Raw genomic sequence first — 17097 nt, 5'->3', positions numbered from 1 at the left:
GCTGTGTGTCGGGAGTCCGGTCCGGTCGGTCCGCCTCGGTCGTCGGCGCGTGTCGGGCGCGCCGGGGGGCCGGCGGCCGGCAGGATGACGGGATGGCCGAGATGCACGACCTGACCGCGTTGGAGCAGGCCGCCGCCATGGCCGGTGGCGAGCTGTCCAGCGTCGACCTGGTCGAGCACTGTCTGCGCCGGGTGGCCGCGATCGGCGACACCGTGGGCGCGTTCGTCACGGTCACACCGGACCTGGCCCGGGAGGCCGCCCGCGCGGCCGACGCCGTGCCCGCCGAGGGGCGCGGCCCGCTGCACGGCGTACCGACGGCGATCAAGGACCTCACCCTCACCGCCGGGGTCCGCACCACCTTCGGGTCGGCCGCCTTCGTCGACTTCGTCCCGCCGGTCGACGCCGACGTGGTCCGGTTCATGAAGGCGGCCGGCCTGGTCAGCCTGGGCAAGACCACCACCTCCGAGCTGGGCTGCTCGCTCTACTCCGAGGGCCGTGTCGCGCCACCGGCGCGTAACCCGTGGCAGCTCGCGTACACCGCCGGCGGGTCCAGCGGCGGCGCGGCGGCCGCGGTGGCGGCCGGGCTGGTCCCGGTCGCCCAGGGCTCCGACGGCGGCGGCTCGCTGCGCATTCCGGCGTCGCTCTGCGGCCTGGTCGGCTACAAGCCCAGCCGAGGCCTCGTCTCCGGCGGGCCGCTCGGCTCCGGCGCGTTCGGCCTGCCCACCAGCGGGCCGCTCGGCCGGACCGTCACCGACGTCGCCGCCCTGCTCGACGTCATGGCCGTGCCGGTGCCCGGCGAGCCCTACCTGCCGCCTGTCGCGCCGCCCGGCGGTTACCTGGCCGCCGCCCGCCGGGCCGAGCCCGGCCGGCTGCGGATCGGCCGGTTCACCACCCCGATGCTCGCCGACGAGCCGATCCACCCCGACTGCGTGGCCGCCGTGGACCGGGCCGCCGCGCTGCTCACCGCCGCCGGCCACGAGGTGGTCGAGGTGCCGCCGCCGCTCGGGCCGGAGGCGTGGCCGCTGTTCGAGATCATCTGGTACGTGCTGGCGCTCGCCCCGGTGCCGCCGCAACGGGAGTCGGAGCTGCTTCCGCTGACCCGGCTGCTGCGGGCCCGGGGCGCCGAGGTCTCCGCCGGCACCCTGGCCGCCACCCTCGGCGAGTTGCAGGCGCAGGTCCGCCTGGGCGTCCGCCGCACCGCCGGATGTGACCTGCTGCTCTGCCCCACCCTGGCCGCCCCGCAGGCGCCCGTCGGCTGGTTCACCGCCGACGGTGACCCCGCGGCCGATTTCGACCGGCAACGCCGATTCTCGCCCTACTGCGCCATCTTCAACGTCACCGGCGATCCCTCGGTCTCCCTCCCGGTGGGCACGACGTCCGACGGCCTGCCGGTCGGGGTGCTGCTCACCGGCCGGTACGGCGACGACGCGCGGCTCATCGCGACCGCTGCGCAACTGGAGAACTGCAGTGACGGATGGGATCGGCACCCCGCAATCTGGCGGGCCGTCGACTCCGCTAACGTGAATGGCGACGGAGTCGGGCGGTCGCCATCGTGATCGTTCATCCGACCCGGTTGTTCGAGGTCCTTCTTCCGCCTGGGGGCGTTGGGATTGTCTGTTACCGAGACGTTGCTGGTCTTCGTCGGCATCCCGGCGGCCGCCGTGCTGGTCATCGCGGGTCTGGCGTACGCCGGTAGCCGCGGCGGTGGTACCGGCGGCGGCGGTGGCGCCAAGCGCTACCGGCCGGGCCGGCCCTTCGACTTCACTCCGGTCTGGTTCCTGGCCCGCCCGGAGCAGCTGGCCGACTCGGCCGGCACCGCGCTGGCGGCGGGCGCGCAGGCGCCGGCGCTGACCAGCCACAAGCTTGAGCAGGCCAGCGTCGAGGCGCCGGCCGGTGGAACCGGAGGCGCAAGTGACCGTTGGTGAGGAGCAGACCAGGACGGAGAATCCGCCCGAGGTGCTGGACGGGCCGTTCTCGACCCGCCAGTTGCTGCGCATCGACGAGGCGCTGCGCCTGGCCGACCAGGGCACCGGCCTGGTCTTCTCGGTCTTCGTCGGAGGCCTCGACGAGCCGATCCGGGAGCACGCCCAGCGGCTGCACCGCCAGCTCGCCGACCCCGACAAGTCCGTGCTGATCGCGGTGTCGCCCAACCAGCGTCAGCTGGAGATCGTCACCGGGCGGCACGCCCGCAAGCGCATCCCCGACACGTACGCCAAGCTGGCCGCGCTGTCCATGGTCGGCGCGTTCAGCGGAGGCGACCTGGCCGGCGGCATCATCAACGGCCTCGACCAGCTCGCCAGCCACGCCGGCAAGGGCTGAGCGGCACCCGTACGACGAACCCCGGTCCGCGTCCGCGGGCCGGGGTTCGGTCTGTTCGGGGCTGGTTCAGCGCGGCCAGGCGCTCGGGTCCAGCGTCATCGGCCACGGCTCGTCCACGTTGACCGGATCATCCGGCCCCACCGTGCCCAACAGCTCGTAGTGCTCGTCCTTGCCCAGCTGGTAGCGGTACATCACCGGGCCGAAGTCGCCCCGCTCCACCCGCCAGTAGGAGCGAATGCCGGCCTCGGCACAGAGGGCGGGCTTCGTGAAACGGTCATGCCGCCGGCTGTTCGGCGACTCCACCTCGACGACGAGCGCGATGTCCGTCGGCTCGGCCCACATTCGGCTCTGGGGAGCGCCGGGCTTCAGCACGGTGATGTCCGGAATCAGATTGCCACCGGGTACCCGTATCCCGATCTCCCGGATGACCCGCCAGCCCGGCGGAGTGGTCTGCCTCACCGCCATGCGGATGTCGTCCGCCAGCTCGTGATGGTCAGGTCCGGCGGGTGGGGTCACGTGCAGGCTCCCGTCGATGATCTCGTAGCGGTTCCCGTCTTCCGGAAGGTCGCGCAGGTCCTGCTCGCGCCAGCTCCGCTCGGGTGGCCGCCACTCGTACGTCGGCTGTGCCATCACGTCCACCTCCTTCCGCCACGATAACGCCGAGGGGCCGGCGCGGGCTCCCGCCCACGCCGGCCCCTCGGTCGAGTGCGTTCGATCAGGCGCTCTGGGCGTCCCTCGCGCGGGCCCTGAGCGCCCGCACCACGCCGTCGCGGCCCTCGGCGACCAGCCGGCGCAGCGGGCCGGGGTGCCCGTCGCCGGCCAGCCACGCGTCGGTGGCCGCCACCGTGTCGTCCTCCACCAGGTAGGTCGGGTACGCCAGCTGCGCGAACTCCTGCGCCGGCTCGCTGTCCCGGGTGGCCCACACCTGACCGATCGCCGCGAAGTACCGCTCCCGGTACGGGGCGACCAGCTCCACCTGCGCCGGGTGCGCGAAGCCCTGCAACAGCGCCCGGTGCCGCCAGTTGGGCAGCGCGTCTGGGCCGGTCAGCAGCGCCCACACGGCGGCCTTGTTCTCCGCCGTCGGCGCCAGCGCGTGCACGTACGCGGCCTCCCGCTCGCCGCTGGCGGTGCGGTCGCTGGCCAGCTCCGCCTCGATCTCGGCGGCGCCGGCCGCGCCGTTGGCCACGAGCGCCCCGAGCACCGTCCACCGCAGCTCGGTGGCCACCGTCAGCCCGGCGGGCACGGCGGAGCCGTCCAGCCAGCCGCGCAGGGTGGCCAGGTCCTCGTCGGAGCGGGCCGCCGAGGCGTACGCCCGGGCCCAGGCCAGCTGGAACCCGCTGCCCGGCTCGGCAGCGGCGAGCGCGTCCTTCGCCGCGCGGGCCAGGCCGGCCCAGCCGGTCGGCGCCCAGGCCGGGTCGGCGTAGAGGGTCAGCGTCGTGGTCGCCTGGCGCAGGGTGGCGGTGACCAGGTTGATGTCGGTCTCGGCGGGCAGCCCGGCGAGCACCAGCGCGACGTAGTCGCGGGCCGCCAGCTCGGCGTCCCGGGTCATGTCCCACGCCGCCGTCCAGCACAGCGCCCGCGCCAGCGACGACTCGAAGCCCCCGATGTGCTGCACCACCGTCGCCATCGACCGGTCGTCGAGGCGCAGCTTGGTGTAGCTCAGGTCGTCGTCGTTCAGCAGCAGCACGTCGGCGGCGCGGACACCGCGCAGCTCGGCGACGTCCGTCCGCTCGCCGGTCACGTCCACCTCGTGCCGCTCACGGCGGACCAGCCGCCCGTCGGTCAGGTCGTACAGGCCCACACCGATGCGGTGGGTCCGCAGCGTCGGGAACGAGGCCGGCGCCTCCTGCCGGACCACCACCTGCTCGTACGTGCCGTCCGCGCCGATCGTCAGCTCCGGGCGCAGCGTGTTGACCTGCGCGGTCTCCAACCACTGCGCCGCGAACTTGCGCAGCTCCCGGCCGGAGGCCGCCTCCAGCTCGGTGAGCAGGTCGTCGAAGGTGGCGTTGCCCCAGGCGTGCTTGCCGAAGTACGCCCGCAGCCCGGCCACGAACGGCTCCTCGCCCACGTACGCGACGAGCTGCTTGAGCACGCTCGCGCCCTTGGCGTAGGTGATGCCGTCGAAGTTGACCTCGACGGCCTCCATGTCCGGCATCTCCGTGTAGACCGGGTGGGTGGAGGAGAGCTGGTCCTGCCGGTAGCCCCAGTTCTTCCGGATGGAGAGGAACGTCGTCCACGCCTCGGTGAACCGGGTGGCGTTGCTGTTGCACCAGTGGCTGGCCCACTCGGCGAACGACTCGTTGAGCCACAGGTCGTTCCACCAGCGCATGGTGACCAGGTCGCCGAACCACATGTGGGCCAGCTCGTGCAGGATCGTGTTGGCCCGCTGCTCGTACTCGAAGTCGGTGACCTGCGAGCGGAACAGGTAGTGCGACTCGGCGTGCGTCACGCAGCCGAAGTTCTCCATCGCGCCGGCGTTGAAGTCGGGCACCCAGAGCTGGTCGTACTTCGGCAGCGGGTAGCGCACCCCGAACTTCTCGTGGAAGAAGTCGAAGCCCTGCTTGGTGATCAGGAACAGGTCGTCCGAGTCGAGGTAGGGCGCCATCGACGCCCGGCAGAACGCCCCCAGGTCGATGCCGTCGTGGGTGTCGCGCACCTCGTGGTACGGCCCCGCGCAGAGCGCCGTGATGTAGGTGCTCATCCGGGGGGACTCGGTGAAGTGCAGGGTCTTCAGGTCCTCACCCGCCGGCTCCTCACGCTCCACCGGCATGTTCGACACCACGCGCCAGTGCGCCGGCACGGTCGTGTGCCAGGTGTACACGCTCTTCAGGTCCGGCTGGTCGAAGCAGGCGAAGACCCGCTGCGCGTCGGCCGTCTCGAACTGGCTGTAGAGGTACGTCTCGCCGTCCACCGGGTCGACCGTGCGGTGCAGCCCCTGACCGCTGTTGGAGTAGCCGAAGTCGGCGTCGACCACCAGGGTGTTGTCGCTGTCCAGCCCGGACAGGGTCAGACCCTTCTCGGCCGACCAGTCGGACAGGTCGACCGGGGCGCCGTTCAACGTGGCCGAGCGCACCGAGTCGGCGGCCAGCTCGATGAAGGTGCTCGCGCCCGGCTCGGCGCAGCGGAACCGGACCTCGGTCGTGGACCGGAAGGTGCGACCGTCGGCCGCCAGCACGGCGGACGACAGGTCCAGACTGATGTCGTATCCGGTCACATCGAGCAGGCGCGCCCGCTCGTTCGCCTCGACCTGCGTCAGGTTACGCACTCCCGGCACTGTTCGTCTCCATCCCACATCTCGCCGTACGCCCGGCGGCGCCCGTCCGCCGACCGCTCGTGGCGGCCGGTCGGATCCGAGTCTTCCACGTACGGCCAGTTGCCGGTGGCCGAGGTCACGCTCCCGTTCGGCTACCGCTCGGTGTGGGCCGGGGCGAAGATTCGGGGAGACGCCGGATTGCCGGCGCCACCTGTCACGAAGGGACTCACCGTGACCGATCGTGTCACCGCCGACATGTGGTTCGACCCGGCTTGCCCGTGGGCGTGGATCACGTCCCGCTGGCTGCTCGAGGTCGAGCAGGTCCGTGACGTGGACATCCGCTTCCACGTGATGAGCCTGGCCGTGCTCAACGAGGGCCGGGACGACCTGCCCGAGGAGTACCGGTCGTTCCTGAGCACCGCCTGGGGCCCGGTGCGGGTCTGCATTGCGGCCGAGCAGCGGTACGGCGGCGACGTTCTGCGAGCGCTCTACACCGCGCTCGGCACCCGGATCCACCTGGGCAAGGAGGAGCGGGGTCACGAGCTCTACGTCGCCGCGCTGACCGACGCCGGCCTGGACCCGGCGCTGGCCGCCGCCGCCGACAGCACCGAGCACGACGAGGCGCTGCGGGCCAGCCACGAGGCCGGCATGCGCCCGGTCGGGCAGGACGTGGGCACCCCCGTCGTCCACGCGCCTGGCCCGGACGGCAGCCCGGTCGCGTTCTTCGGTCCGGTGATCACGCCGGCGCCGAAGGGCGAGGCGGCCGGCCGGCTCTGGGACGGCGTCCTGCTCGTCGCCGGCACCCCGGGCTTCTACGAGCTCAAGCGCACCCGCGAGTTGGGCCCGATCTTCGACTGACCGACGACCACCACGCGCCCCCGTTCCGGACACCGTCGGCTGCCCGGGCGGGGGCGCGTCGCGTCCGGCGTCGGGTGCGTCTCGCGTGCGGCTTCGGTGGCGCGCCGAGGGGTCGGGAGCGGTCCCGGCGTCACCGGTGGGCGGGCGGCCTCGTTTCCCTCGGTGTCCGCCGCAGCGACCCGCAGGGCCGCACCCCGCAGCTCGTGGAGGCAATCCCGATGGCCAAGCACCGTGCGTCCGGTGACGATCAGCTGACCCGGCAGGGGGTGATCGAGACTCCCGGCGCGGCCTACTGGTCGGTCGACGACTCCCGCTGGCCGGCGGTCCGCCCCGATCTCCCCGCCCACGTCGTGGACCTGCTCGCCCCGCCGATCGTGGTCGGCGTGGCCCGAGTCCCGGTCACCTCACGCCTGACCCCACCCGCCGGCGCCGCGCCGGCCGACCGTTCGGCGGCGCCGGTGGGCGGAGCAGCGGCAGCCGGTCGCCGGCCTGGTGCGGCACCCTCGACTCGCCGGCCGGGTTGCCGACGGCACGTCGCGGCTCGGCGGGGCGCCCGCCGCCGGTGGACTCGTCGGCGGTCCATGGTGGTTCCAGCTCCGGTGCCCGCTGCGGCGCGTGGCGCGCAGGCCGACTCGGCTCGGCGGCGGGCGGCTGCTGCGGGATGGCCGGCTGCTCCCGGGTCGCCGGGACGGCCCGGGTCGTGCCGGGCCGCGATGCGCCGAAGAGGTCCAGGAAGGGCGAGTCGATGTCGGCGTTCTCGCCCGCCGACACCGCGCTGGGCTCGGCGGGCGGTGTCCGGCGGGAAACCGGCCGGGGCGCCTGGAAGACGCCGACCGCGCCGTGGCCGGGCGAGGTCACCAGCGCCGGATCGAGCGCCACCTCGTCCTCGGAGTCGATGTAGTCAAACGACTGCGCACGGTGACCAGTCGGTACGGCCGGACGGCCGGCCGGGGAACCCGGCGTGGAAGAGCGACTCATGCGACCGCCTCACCCGCATCGTGCGACGGACCGATCGGCGTACGCCCGGTCATGCCAGCTCCTCCCGAATCCTGATCCGGCTGCCGACCAGGCGCGGGTCGCGCTGCTCGACCGCCGGCTCCCGGGTGCGTCGCCAGTCGGTCAGCGCGGTGCGGATGACCACCCGCGCCGGCCGGTCCGGGTCGACGTGCCGGAAGATGAACGACGTGGTCACGATGGCGAGCGCGATCTCCCAGGCTGGGAAGAGCTCGACCGTCAGCGTGAACAGCCAGTGGATGAACATGTAGAGGGGGACGAGCAGCATGAAGAGGCCGTACTGGGCGTACGGCAGGTGGACGGGAAGGGTGTAGCCGGGCGGCCCGAGGTAGACCAGGCGGGCCCGGTAGATGTCGTCGTCGGTGCGCAGCCGCATCTGGTGTGGCGCCTATTCGAAGATGAGGTCGATCAGGTAATCGCCGACGAAGAAGAGTGTGGCCGCGCCGGCGATGAAGGCCAGCCCGACGATGGCGATCGCCGAGCTGGTCAGGACCTTGGAGATCTCGCCCCGGCTGGCCCGGCCGATGAAGATGACGCCCAGCACGGCGAGCAGGATCGGAGCGATCTTGCTGGCGAAGAAGGTGACCACACTGTTGGTGTCGATCCCCTTCGGGGCCGGCTCGGCGAGCGGAGCCGACGCCAGGGTGGAGAGCGCGTGGGCGACGCCGGACGACGCCGTCTCCATGAGCTCGAAGGCGATCACTGGAACCTCCCCATATCGCGGCCGGCGGTGCCGCGGCGGTGCAGTAGGCGAGCCTGGCGGGAAATGTGCTGCACAGGGCGCAGCGTTCTCGACCCTGCGTTCGTTACTCACCACGGAGAGTGGCGAGGTTTGGGCGTTTTTCCCCCGCTTCGGCCCTCCCTCCAAGCTTCGCCATCTCGATGCTGGCCAATTCCAAAGCGTACGGGCCGCCCCGGATTGCGACAAGCCGCGAAGGGGCTGCCGGATACTGCCCGAATATCCGATCGTACACTCGTTCCAATGTGCACGTCAGGGATGGTGGCTGAGGAGCGCACCCGGGCCGGTCGACTCCGTCCAGACGACCGGTACCGTCTAGTCGTGACCGATCTGGTACGGGCCCCGGGCCCGGTGGTGATGGGCGTCCTCAACGTCACGCCGGACTCCTTCTCCGACGGCGGACGGTACGCCGACCTCGGCGCGGCCGTCGGACACGGCGTGCGTCTGCGCGACGCCGGGGCGCACCTCATCGACGTCGGCGGTGAGTCGACCCGCCCGGGCGCCGAGCGGATCGACGCGGCGACCGAGGCGGCCCGGGTGCTGCCGGTCATCCGCGAGCTGAGCGCCGCCGGCGTGCCGGTCAGCATCGACACCAGCCGTGCCCGGGTGGCCGAGGCCGCGCTGAGCGCCGGCGCGGCCGTCGTCAACGACGTGTCCGGCGGGCTGGCCGACCCCGACATGGCCCGGGTGGTCCGCGACGCCGGCTGCCCCTGGGTGCTGATGCACTGGCGTGGCCACTCCCGACAGATGCGCGAGCTGGCCAGCTACACCGACGTGGTGGCCGACGTCCGGGCCGAGCTGGCCCAGCGGACCGACGCCGCGCTGGCCGCCGGGGTGGCCGCCGACCGCATCGTCATCGACCCCGGCCTCGGCTTCGCCAAGACGGCCGCGCACAACTGGGAGCTCAGCGCCCGCCTGCCGGAGCTGCTGGACCTCGGGTACCCGCTGCTCTTCGGCGCCAGCCGCAAGTCCTACCTGGGCCGACTGCTCGCCGCCCCGGACGGCGCGCCGCGACCCACCGCGCAGCGGGAGGCGGCCACCGTCGCCACCAGCGTGCTGGCGGTCGCGGCGGGCGCCTGGGGGGTACGCGTGCACGACGTCCAGGCCACCGCCGACGCGCTGGCCGTCTGGGCCGCCACCGGCAGTCCGCGCCTGGTCTCCGCGCCGGCCGGTCACGAGCGAGAGGGGAAGCGGTGAACGACCGGATCCAGCTGACCGGCCTGCGGGCCCGGGGCCGGCACGGGGTGTACGACTTCGAACGGGCCCAGGGACAGGACTTCGTGGTCGACGCCGTCCTGGAGCTGGACCTCGCCCCGGCCGCCGCCAGCGACGACGTCACCGCCACCGTCCACTACGGCGAGCTGGCCGAACGCCTGGTCGCGGTGGTGACCGGCGAGCCGGTCAATCTGATCGAGACCCTCGCGGACCGGCTGCTCGCGGTCTGCCTGGCCGACGAGCGCGTCGCCGCCGCCACCATCACCGTGCACAAGCCGGAGGCGCCGGTGCCGCACACCTTCACCGACGTGGCCGTCACCATGACCCGGGCGCGTGCCCGATGACCCGGGCCGTGCTCTCGCTCGGCAGCAACCTGGGTGACCGGCTCGGTCATCTGCGGACGGCCGTCGCCACGTTCGGCGACGCCGTGCTGGTGCTCTCCGGGGTGTACGAGACTCCACCGTGGGGCGACACCGACCAGCCCGCGTACCTCAACGCGGTGCTGCTGGCGCAGGACGACGCCGCGACCCCGCGCGACTGGCTGGATCGGGCGCGGGCCGCGGAGCACGCCGCAGGCCGGGTGCGGGACCCGCAGCGGCGGTTCGGGCCGCGCACCCTCGACGTGGACGTGATCGCGGTCTGGGGCGACGACGACGAGCCGGTGCTCAGCGACGATCCCGAGCTGACCCTGCCGCACCCGCGGGCGCACCTGCGCGCCTTCGTGCTGCGGCCGTGGATCGACATCCAGCCGTACGGGCGGCTGCCCGGTCACGGCTGGCTGACCGACCTGCTCACCAATGGCCCGGCCGCGGACGACGCGCTGGATCTGCGCCCCCGACCCGAACTGGCGTTAGAGTCGACCACATGACCGAGCGGAGCCGGCCGGCATGACGCAGGCGAAGTCCCCACCACCGGGCGGGTCGGGCCCCGACCGGTCGCGGATGGGTCCCACCCGGATCTCCACCCTGGTCGTGGCCGGCCTGGCCGCGGCGGCGGTGGCCTGGCTGCTGATCAGCACCCTCTACTACAGCGGCATCCCCCGACTGCCCTGGCTGCCGGTGGTGACCCTGGCCGCGCTCGCCCTGCTGGAGGCGTACGCCGCGGTCAACACCCGCGGTCGGATCGAGCGCAAGCCCGGCCGGGATCCGGTCAACCCGCTGATGGTGGCCCGGTTCGTGGTGCTGGCCAAGGCGTCGGCGCTGGCCGCGGCCATCTTCGCCGGCTTCTACGCCGGGCTGACCGGCTGGCTCTTCGTCGAGACCACCCGCGCCGCCACGGAGGATCGACCGGCCGCCGGTGGTGGCCTGCTCGCCTCGCTGGCGCTGGTCGGTGCCGCGCTCTGGTTGGAGCGTTCGTGCCGGGTGCCGGAGCGCCCGGACGACGAGCGCGAGCCCGACCAGCGGGAGAGCCGCCCCGGCCAGCGCTGACAGGGGGTTACGCCCGGCTCCGGGCGCGGGTACGGTGCCTCCGATCGGAGAGCAACGGCCGCCGCCGGTCCGCCCGCGCACCGGACCGGGGACGGCCGGCCACTGGGGAGGCGGCGACATGGGGTACGAAGATGTGGGCCGGGACCGGTCGGCGGAGCCCTCGTCCGGGGTGCCCGCCGCCGTTCTGGAGAACGTCTTCGACGACCCCACCCAGGGCGAGCCGGGCCGGGACCGGATCGGCGTGCACCTGGGGTGGGAGTTCCTGCTGCTGGCCGGCCTCGTCGCTCTGGGCTGGCTGCTCTGGCGGGCCGACTCGGCCGTGCTGCGCGGCACCGGCCTGCGCACCCTGCTGGTTGCCGCGGTCGGCCTCGGGCTGCTCGCCCTCGCCGCCGGGCTGAGCCTGCGTACCGCCGCCCCGAACCTCGCCGTCGGGCCGGTCGCCGTCGCCGCCGCGCTGCACTACGCGGAGCAGGGCGACCGGGGTCTGCCGGCGTCCCTCGGGCCGGCGGCCGCGGTCGCCGCGCTGGGCGGGCTGGCGCTGGCGCTGGCCGTGGTGGTGCTGCACGTGCCAGGCTGGGCGGCCAGTCTGGCCGGTGCCGCCGGGGTGGTGGTGTACATCGAACGCCGGTCGGCGCCCGTGCTGGTGCAGGGCGACTACGACCCCTCGCGGAACGCCGGTTATCTCTTCGCGGGCTTCGCCGCCGTGGCGGTCCTCGGCGGGCTGTTCGGCGCCATCCCGGCGATCCGCCGGCTGGTCGGCCGATACCGGCCGGTCGCCGATCCGGCCCGCCGCCGGGGCGTGGTGGCGGCCGTGGTCACCGCGTTCGCACTGGTCGGCTCCACCGTGCTCGCCGCGCTCGCTGGCGTGCTGCTCGCCGCCAACGGCCCCGGGCCGGTCCCGCCCAACCCCGGGCTGGACTGGACCGTGCTGGCGATCGGGGTGGCCCTGCTCGCCGGCACCAGCGCGTACGGCCGTCGTGGAGGAGTGCTCGGCACCCTGCTGGCGGTGGGTCTGGTCACGGTCTTCGAGGCGTACGCGCGGGCGCGTGGCTGGACGGTCGACCGCTGGACGGTCGGCGGGGTCGCGCTCGGCGTCGGGCTGCTGGTCACCCGGCTGGTCGAGACGTACGGGCGGCCTCGGCCGGGCGGCACGGAGATTCCGGAGCCGGTCGGCGACGGCACGATCAGCACGGGCTGGACCGTGCCACGGTCGCAGCCGGTCGACAACTGGCCTCCCACGTTGCCGACGCCGGCCGCGCCGAATCCCGTCGACCCGTGGCGGGATCCGCGCTGGGAGGACAGCCCGCGCCGGTGGGACTCCGAGGAGCGGTGAGCGGTGCCGCGTCCGCCGAGCCGGAGCTGATCTCGACGGTTAGGCTCGGCGGCATGACCGACACACCTGCCGCCACCCCCGGCGGACCCTCCTTCGCGGAGCTCGACGCGTTGTCCACCGAGGAGTTGCGGGAGCGGGCGTTCGCCCGGGCCCGGGAGCACCGCGACGTGGGCTTCTACTGGTCGGTGCTGCGGCGCCTGCCGAACGCGGACGAGGCGACGGTGCTGGACGGCGCGCCGAACTCGATCGGCCCGACCATCGACGAGGCCGCCGCGCTGTGGCGGGAGCTGACCGGTCACGGTTACGAGGAGTCGGCGCCGCTGCTGCGGGCCGCCTTCATCGACTACCTGATGAAGCACTGAGCCGGTCGGGGCAGCCCAGGTCTGCCCGGCCGGCCGGCTCGGGTCCTGGACGGATCATGTCGCTCTTCCATCGCACCGGCTCGGTGAGCCGCCACGGAACGGCCGCCGGCACCGGCGCGCTCGCCGTGCTGCTGCTCGTCGGCATCTGCGGCAGCCCGGCGTACACCCGCTGGGCCGGCACCCAGACGGACCCGGATTCGGCCGCCGCCTTCTACGTCCGCCTGCTCGCCTGGCCTGCCTGGCGGCTGGACGCGGACGGGCAGGCCGGGGGGTTGCTCGCGGCCGACCTGCGGGCCATCCTGCTGGTGGTCCTCGCGGTGGCCCTGCTCTATCTGCTGCCCGCCGCCCAGGTGGCCCGGGTGCCCGGCTCGGTCAGCCAGTTCTTCTCCGGCTGGGCCGCGTACGTGCTGGCCGGTGGGCTCGCCGCCGTGCTGGCCGCGCCGTTCGGGCCGGACCCGTCGCTGCTCGGCGCGTTCCAGGACGCTACCACCGGCGCCGGCTACGGCTTCCTCTCCGGTTGGATCATCGGCACGGCCAGCCTCGGCGGCCGGGCCTGACCCGACCGGTCAGCCCGTCGGGCCGCCGAGGTCGAGCAGGCGCCGGCGGCTCAGCGCGCCCACCGGACGGCCGCCGTCGGTCACGACGAGCCGGTCCCGTCCCGACGTGAGCAGCACCGCCAGCGCGTCGTACGCGGACCCGTCCAGTGGCACGGTGGGCAGGTCCGCCGCTCCGTCGCCGGGCACCGGTTCCAGCGCGTCCCGGTCGAGCTGCGTGACCGCCAGGCGGCGGATGCCCCGGTCGGCCCCGACGAACTCGCGTACGAACGGGGTGGCGGGCGCGCCGAGCAGGGCGGCGGGCGTGTCGTACTGCTCCAGGTGCCCGCCCTGGGAGAGCACCGCGATCCGGTCGCCGAGCCGGACCGCCTCGTCGAGGTCGTGGGTTACCAGCAGGATCGTCTTGCGGACCTCGGCCTGGAGGCGGAGGAACTCCTCCTGGAGGCGGGCCCGGACGATCGGGTCGACGGCCGAGAACGGCTCGTCCATCAGCAGCACCACGGGGTCGGCGGCGAGGGCGCGGGCCACCCCGACCCGCTGCCGCTGCCCACCGGATAGTTCGTGCGGGTAGCGGCGGCCGAACTGGGCCGGGTCCAGCCCGACCAGGTCGAGCAGCTCGTCGACCCGGGCGCGGGTCCGGTCACGGGACCAGCCGAGCAGCCCGGGCACGGTGGCGACGTTCGCCCGGACCGTCTGGTGCGGGAAGAGGCCGACGTTCTGGATCACGTAGCCGATCCGGCGGCGCAGTCGCACCGGGTCGACGTCGGTGACGTCCTCGTCGCCGAGCATGATCCGCCCGGCGGTCGGCTCGATCAGCCGGTTGACCATGCGGAGGACGGTCGACTTGCCGCAACCGGACGGGCCGATCAGCACCACCAGCTCGCCGGCCTTGACCTCCAGGCTGAGCTCCCGGACGGCTTCGGTGCCGCCCGGGTAGCGCTTCCGGATGCCCTGAAGGGAGATCGAGGCCGCGCGAGGGGATTCGGCCACGCCGGAAACCTCCGGGGTAACGTCCACGTATGTCCTTCCGCCTGAGCTACCGGGCCGACCCGGGTAACCCCTGGTTCTCCTGGCAGTACGTGCGGGACAACTCTGACACGATCCTCGCCGCGGTGCGCGAACACGCCTCCCTCACCGGGCGCGCGGTGCTGATCGCGGTGCTCATCGCCCTGCCGTTGTCCGTTCTCGCCTACTGGTTCCGGCCGCTGGCGGGCCCCATCCTCGGTGTCACCGGCGTGATCTACACGATCCCGTCGTTGGCGTTGTTCGCGTTCATCGCGCCGTACCTGGGCACCGGCGCCACCACCGTGCTGGTCGGGCTGGTCCTGTATGCGCTGCTGCTGATCGTCCGCAACGTGGTGGCCGGGCTCAACCAGGTGCCGCCCGAGGTCCGCGAGGCCGCCGAGGGCATGGGCTACGGCCGTTGGCGCCGGCTGTTCCGGATCGACCTGCCGCTGGCGGTCCCGGGCATCCTGACCGGGCTGCGGCTGGCGACCGTGTCGACGGTCGCACTGGTCACCGTGGGGGTGCTGGTGGGGCACGGCGGGCTCGGGCAGTTGATCTTCGCGGGCTTTCAGAACAACCTCTACAAGGCCGAGATCATGACGGGCACCGTGCTCAGCGTGGCGCTCGCGGTGCTGCTGGACCTGCTGCTGGTCCTGGTCGGCCGGCTGGTCACCCCGTGGTCCGCGCGAGGCGTCCGGTGAACGCCGCGGCGAGCCCCCTGCACCAGGCGGTGCTGTGGCTCAACGACCCGCTGAACTGGAGCAACCCCGGCGGCATCCTGGACCGGCTCGGCGAGCACCTGGAGATCTCCGCCGCCGCGGTGGTGCTCGGCTGCCTGGTGGCCTGGCCGGTCGGGCTCTGGCTGGGTCACACCGGGCGGGGTGGTGGCCTGGTGGTGCTGGTGTCCAACGCCACCCTGGCCATCCCCACCCTGGCGTTGCTGACCATCCTGCCGCTGACCTTCCTCGGGTTCGGCCGTACGCCGGTGGTGGTGGCGCTGGCCGTCTTCGCCGTCCCGCCGCTGCTGGCGAACGCGTACACCGGCGTACGCCAGGCCGACCCGGAGGCGCGCGACGCGGCCCGCGGGATGGGGTTGTCCGGCGGGCAGGTGCTGCGTCGGGTGGAGTTGCCGCTCGCGGTGCCCTACCTGGCCGCCGGGTTCCGGACCGCCGCCGTGCAGGTGATCGCCACGGCCGCGCTGGCCTCGTTCGTCAACGGCGGCGGGCTCGGCGAGATCATCCGTACCGGGTTCGGGCTGAGCATCGCGGCCGGCGGGGGCCAGATCCTGGCCGGCGGCGCGCTGGTGGCCGGGCTCGCGCTGCTGGCCGAGGTGCTGCTCAGCGGTGTCGAACGGCTGGTCACCCCCCGTCCGCTGCGGCGCGTCCGGCAGGGCGCGGCGCGGCCCCGGCCCGCCGACGCCACCGGCCACGCCTGACCCACCCGGCGGCTGATCCGTCCCGGTGAACGGTCGCGAGCCCGACCGGCGGCGGTGACGAAGTCCACCCCGGGTTGTCGGTCGGTTGCGGAGGATGTTGGGTGGGTACTCGCGGGCGACCGACAGCCAGGTTCGCCCGTCGGACACGCGGCCGGCCCGGGACGGGTCGCGCCGGGACACGGAAGGCGGGCACATGCGCGCACGTACACGTCTGGCATTCGGCGCGGTCGGCGCCGTCGCCGCGGCGGCGCTCCTCACCGGGTGCGGTGACGCCGGCTCGTCCGGCACCGACGCACCGCAGCAGGGCGCCTCCGGCGCCGGTTGCGCCCCGGTCGCCGGTCAGCAGCTCATCGCTCTGCAGGACGACAAGAAGCTCCAGAACTCCGACAACGTCATTCCGGCGGTCAACAGCAAGGTGGCCAACCCGCAGCTGATCGCCGCCCTGGACAAGGTCTCGGCGGCGCTCGACACGCCGAAGCTGATCCAGCTCAACAAGGCGGTCAACGACGACCGCAAGACCCCCAAGGTGGCGGCCGAGGAGTTCGCCTCGGCCAACAACGTCACCGCGGGCATCGCCAAGGGCCCGGGCGGCGACATCGTGGTGGGCGCCGGCAACTTCGCCGAAAGCCAGACCCTGGGGGAGCTGTACCGGATCGCGCTCACCGCCGCCGGCTACCAGGTCAAGGTGCAGCAGATCGGCAACCGCGAGCTCTACGAGCCGGCGCTGGAGAAGGGCGAGATCCAGGTCGTCCCGGAGTACGCGGCGACGATGGCCGAGTTCCTCAACACCAAGGCCAACGGTCCCAACGCACAGCCAATCTCCTCGCCGGACGTCAACACCACGGTGACCGCGCTCAAGGCCCAGGGTGACAAGGTGGGCATCACGTTCGGCGCCCCGGCCGCCGCGCAGGACCAGAACGCCTTCGCGGTCACCCAGGCCTTCGCCGACAAGTACGGCGTGCGCACGCTCTCCGAGCTGGCCGCGAAGTGCTCCGGCAACGCGACTGTGCTGGGTGGTCCGCCGGAGTGCCAGCAGCGTCCGTTCTGCAAGCCGGGCCTGGAGAAGACGTACGGGCTCTCGGTCGGCTCGTTCTCCTCGCTCGACCAGGGCGGGCCGCTGACCAAGAACGGGCTGCGCACCGGGGCCATCAGCGTGGGTCTGATCTTCTCGTCGGACGGCGCGTTCGCCACCAGCTGAGCCCATTTCGTGGCGTGCTGACGACGCCCCCGCCCCAGCTGGGGCGGGGGCGTCCGTCGTCCCGGGCACCCGTTCCCTCGCGTGGCGATCCTCGGTAGGCTGCACAGCCATGCCAGCCCCGGTCACCCCCGACGCCCGGCGCCAACCGCCCCGCTGACCATGCTCTTCTGGGCCGGCGTGGCCCTCGCCCCGGTGGCGGCGCTGATCCTGCTGGTCGCCGACGGAAACGGTCCGCTGCGCTTCGCGGCGGTGCTCGCCATCCTGGCGGTGGTCCTGATCGGCCTCTCCATCGCGCTGCGCCCCGACGGGGAGGGCGCCTCGGCGCGGGCCGACGAGCTGCTGGACGAGATCGAGGAGCTCCGCCGGGAGCTGCGCGCCGAGATCG

20 protein-coding genes and 1 pseudogene are annotated in these 17097 nt (G+C 73.5%); 15 read left to right on the top strand and 6 right to left on the bottom strand.

Going from position 1 to position 17097, the window contains the following annotated elements; genetic code table 11:
* Positions 1-92 precede the first annotated feature (92 nt).
* Genes DKT68_RS23930 through DKT68_RS23920 form a run of 3 tightly spaced genes read left to right on the top strand, consistent with a single transcriptional unit; the run spans position 93 to position 2319 of the window.
* Positions 93-1556, top strand: a complete 1464-nt coding sequence (locus DKT68_RS23930) for an amidase (RefSeq protein ID WP_109819636.1) — start codon at positions 93-95, stop codon at positions 1554-1556.
* Between the two features lie 48 nt (positions 1557-1604).
* Positions 1605-1925, top strand: a complete 321-nt coding sequence (gene ctaJ, locus DKT68_RS23925) for an aa3-type cytochrome oxidase subunit CtaJ (protein WP_456238187.1) — start codon at positions 1605-1607, stop codon at positions 1923-1925.
* Positions 1912-2319, top strand: a complete 408-nt coding sequence (locus DKT68_RS23920) for a DUF5130 family protein (protein ID WP_109819634.1) — start codon at positions 1912-1914, stop codon at positions 2317-2319. The genes ctaJ and DKT68_RS23920 overlap by 14 nt, the downstream gene beginning before the upstream one ends.
* A 66-nt stretch (positions 2320-2385) precedes the next feature.
* Here DKT68_RS23920 and DKT68_RS23915 read toward each other — a convergent pair whose 3' ends face one another.
* Positions 2386-2949, bottom strand: coding sequence for a Uma2 family endonuclease (locus DKT68_RS23915; RefSeq protein ID WP_109819641.1), 564 nt, complete (start codon positions 2947-2949; stop codon positions 2386-2388).
* Between the two features lie 85 nt (positions 2950-3034).
* The gene (gene pepN, locus DKT68_RS23910) at positions 3035-5584 is read right to left on the bottom strand and encodes an aminopeptidase N (RefSeq protein ID WP_109819633.1); all 2550 of its coding nucleotides are present in this window, start codon (positions 5582-5584) and stop codon (positions 3035-3037) included.
* A gap of 219 nt (positions 5585-5803) precedes the next feature.
* Here pepN and DKT68_RS23905 point away from each other — a divergent pair, with 219 nt between their 5' ends.
* A complete protein-coding gene (locus DKT68_RS23905; RefSeq protein ID WP_109819640.1) occupies positions 5804-6430 on the top strand; it encodes a mycothiol-dependent nitroreductase Rv2466c family protein in 627 nt (208 codons plus the stop codon).
* Positions 6431-6829: 399 nt separating this feature from the next.
* Here the strand turns inward: DKT68_RS23905 and DKT68_RS32730 are convergent, their stop codons facing one another.
* The 3 genes from DKT68_RS32730 to DKT68_RS23885 are packed head-to-tail and all read right to left on the bottom strand — an operon-like array spanning position 6830 to position 8147.
* Positions 6830-7408, bottom strand: a complete 579-nt coding sequence (locus DKT68_RS32730) for a hypothetical protein (RefSeq protein WP_201749170.1) — start codon at positions 7406-7408, stop codon at positions 6830-6832.
* A gap of 49 nt (positions 7409-7457) precedes the next feature.
* Positions 7458-7820, bottom strand: a complete 363-nt coding sequence (locus DKT68_RS23890; RefSeq protein WP_053654782.1) for a hypothetical protein — start codon at positions 7818-7820, stop codon at positions 7458-7460.
* A 12-nt stretch (positions 7821-7832) separates the two neighbouring features.
* Positions 7833-8147: a hypothetical protein gene (locus tag DKT68_RS23885; protein ID WP_030327982.1), complete on the bottom strand. Its 315-nt coding sequence runs from the start codon at positions 8145-8147 to the stop codon at positions 7833-7835.
* 357 nt (positions 8148-8504) lie between these two features.
* Between DKT68_RS23885 and folP the strand changes: the two genes are divergently transcribed.
* From folP to DKT68_RS23850, 7 genes are all read left to right on the top strand, one after another.
* On the top strand, positions 8505-9380 hold the full coding sequence (gene folP / locus DKT68_RS23880) for a dihydropteroate synthase (RefSeq protein ID WP_109819632.1): 876 nt from the start codon (positions 8505-8507) through the stop codon (positions 9378-9380).
* Complete coding sequence (folB, locus tag DKT68_RS23875) at positions 9377-9742, top strand: dihydroneopterin aldolase (RefSeq protein ID WP_109819631.1); 366 nt, start codon at positions 9377-9379, stop codon at positions 9740-9742. The genes folP and folB overlap by 4 nt, the downstream gene beginning before the upstream one ends.
* Positions 9739-10266, top strand: a complete 528-nt coding sequence (folK, locus tag DKT68_RS23870; protein WP_109819630.1) for a 2-amino-4-hydroxy-6-hydroxymethyldihydropteridine diphosphokinase — start codon at positions 9739-9741, stop codon at positions 10264-10266. Before folB ends, folK begins: the two co-directional genes overlap by 4 nt.
* A gap of 19 nt (positions 10267-10285) precedes the next feature.
* Positions 10286-10825 carry a DUF3180 domain-containing protein gene (locus tag DKT68_RS23865; protein WP_109819629.1) on the top strand — a complete coding sequence of 180 codons (540 nt, stop codon included), beginning with the start codon at positions 10286-10288 and terminating at the stop codon, positions 10823-10825.
* A 118-nt stretch (positions 10826-10943) separates the two neighbouring features.
* On the top strand, positions 10944-12158 hold the full coding sequence (locus DKT68_RS23860; protein ID WP_109819628.1) for an ABC transporter permease: 1215 nt from the start codon (positions 10944-10946) through the stop codon (positions 12156-12158).
* 53 nt (positions 12159-12211) lie between these two features.
* Positions 12212-12520, top strand: coding sequence for a hypothetical protein (locus DKT68_RS23855; protein WP_109819639.1), 309 nt, complete (start codon positions 12212-12214; stop codon positions 12518-12520).
* Between the two features lie 56 nt (positions 12521-12576).
* A complete protein-coding gene (locus tag DKT68_RS23850) occupies positions 12577-13077 on the top strand; it encodes a hypothetical protein (RefSeq protein WP_109819627.1) in 501 nt (166 codons plus the stop codon).
* Between the two features lie 9 nt (positions 13078-13086).
* Here the strand turns inward: DKT68_RS23850 and DKT68_RS23845 are convergent, their stop codons facing one another.
* Positions 13087-14091 carry an ABC transporter ATP-binding protein gene (locus tag DKT68_RS23845; protein ID WP_109819626.1) on the bottom strand — a complete coding sequence of 335 codons (1005 nt, stop codon included), beginning with the start codon at positions 14089-14091 and terminating at the stop codon, positions 13087-13089.
* 2 nt (positions 14092-14093) lie between these two features.
* On the opposite strand from DKT68_RS23845, the gene DKT68_RS23840 reads away from it, so the two are divergent.
* The 4 genes and pseudogenes from DKT68_RS23840 to DKT68_RS23825 form a co-directional block, all read left to right on the top strand.
* Positions 14094-14780: an ABC transporter permease gene (locus DKT68_RS23840; protein WP_109819625.1), complete on the top strand. Its 687-nt coding sequence runs from the start codon at positions 14094-14096 to the stop codon at positions 14778-14780.
* Entirely contained in the window at positions 14777-15514 is a 738-nt protein-coding gene (locus tag DKT68_RS23835) for an ABC transporter permease (protein WP_109819638.1), read from the top strand. Before DKT68_RS23840 ends, DKT68_RS23835 begins: the two co-directional genes overlap by 4 nt.
* Positions 15515-15707: 193 nt before the next feature.
* A complete protein-coding gene (locus DKT68_RS23830) occupies positions 15708-16712 on the top strand; it encodes a glycine betaine ABC transporter substrate-binding protein (protein WP_109819637.1) in 1005 nt (334 codons plus the stop codon).
* 81 nt (positions 16713-16793) lie between these two features.
* A pseudogene (locus DKT68_RS23825) lies at positions 16794-17097 on the top strand (hypothetical protein); the annotation flags it as partial.

The sequence above is a fragment of the Micromonospora acroterricola genome, assembly GCF_003172955.1.
Lineage (GTDB): Bacteria > Actinomycetota > Actinomycetes > Mycobacteriales > Micromonosporaceae > Micromonospora > Micromonospora acroterricola.
This window is presented reverse-complemented; position numbering and strand designations above follow the sequence as displayed.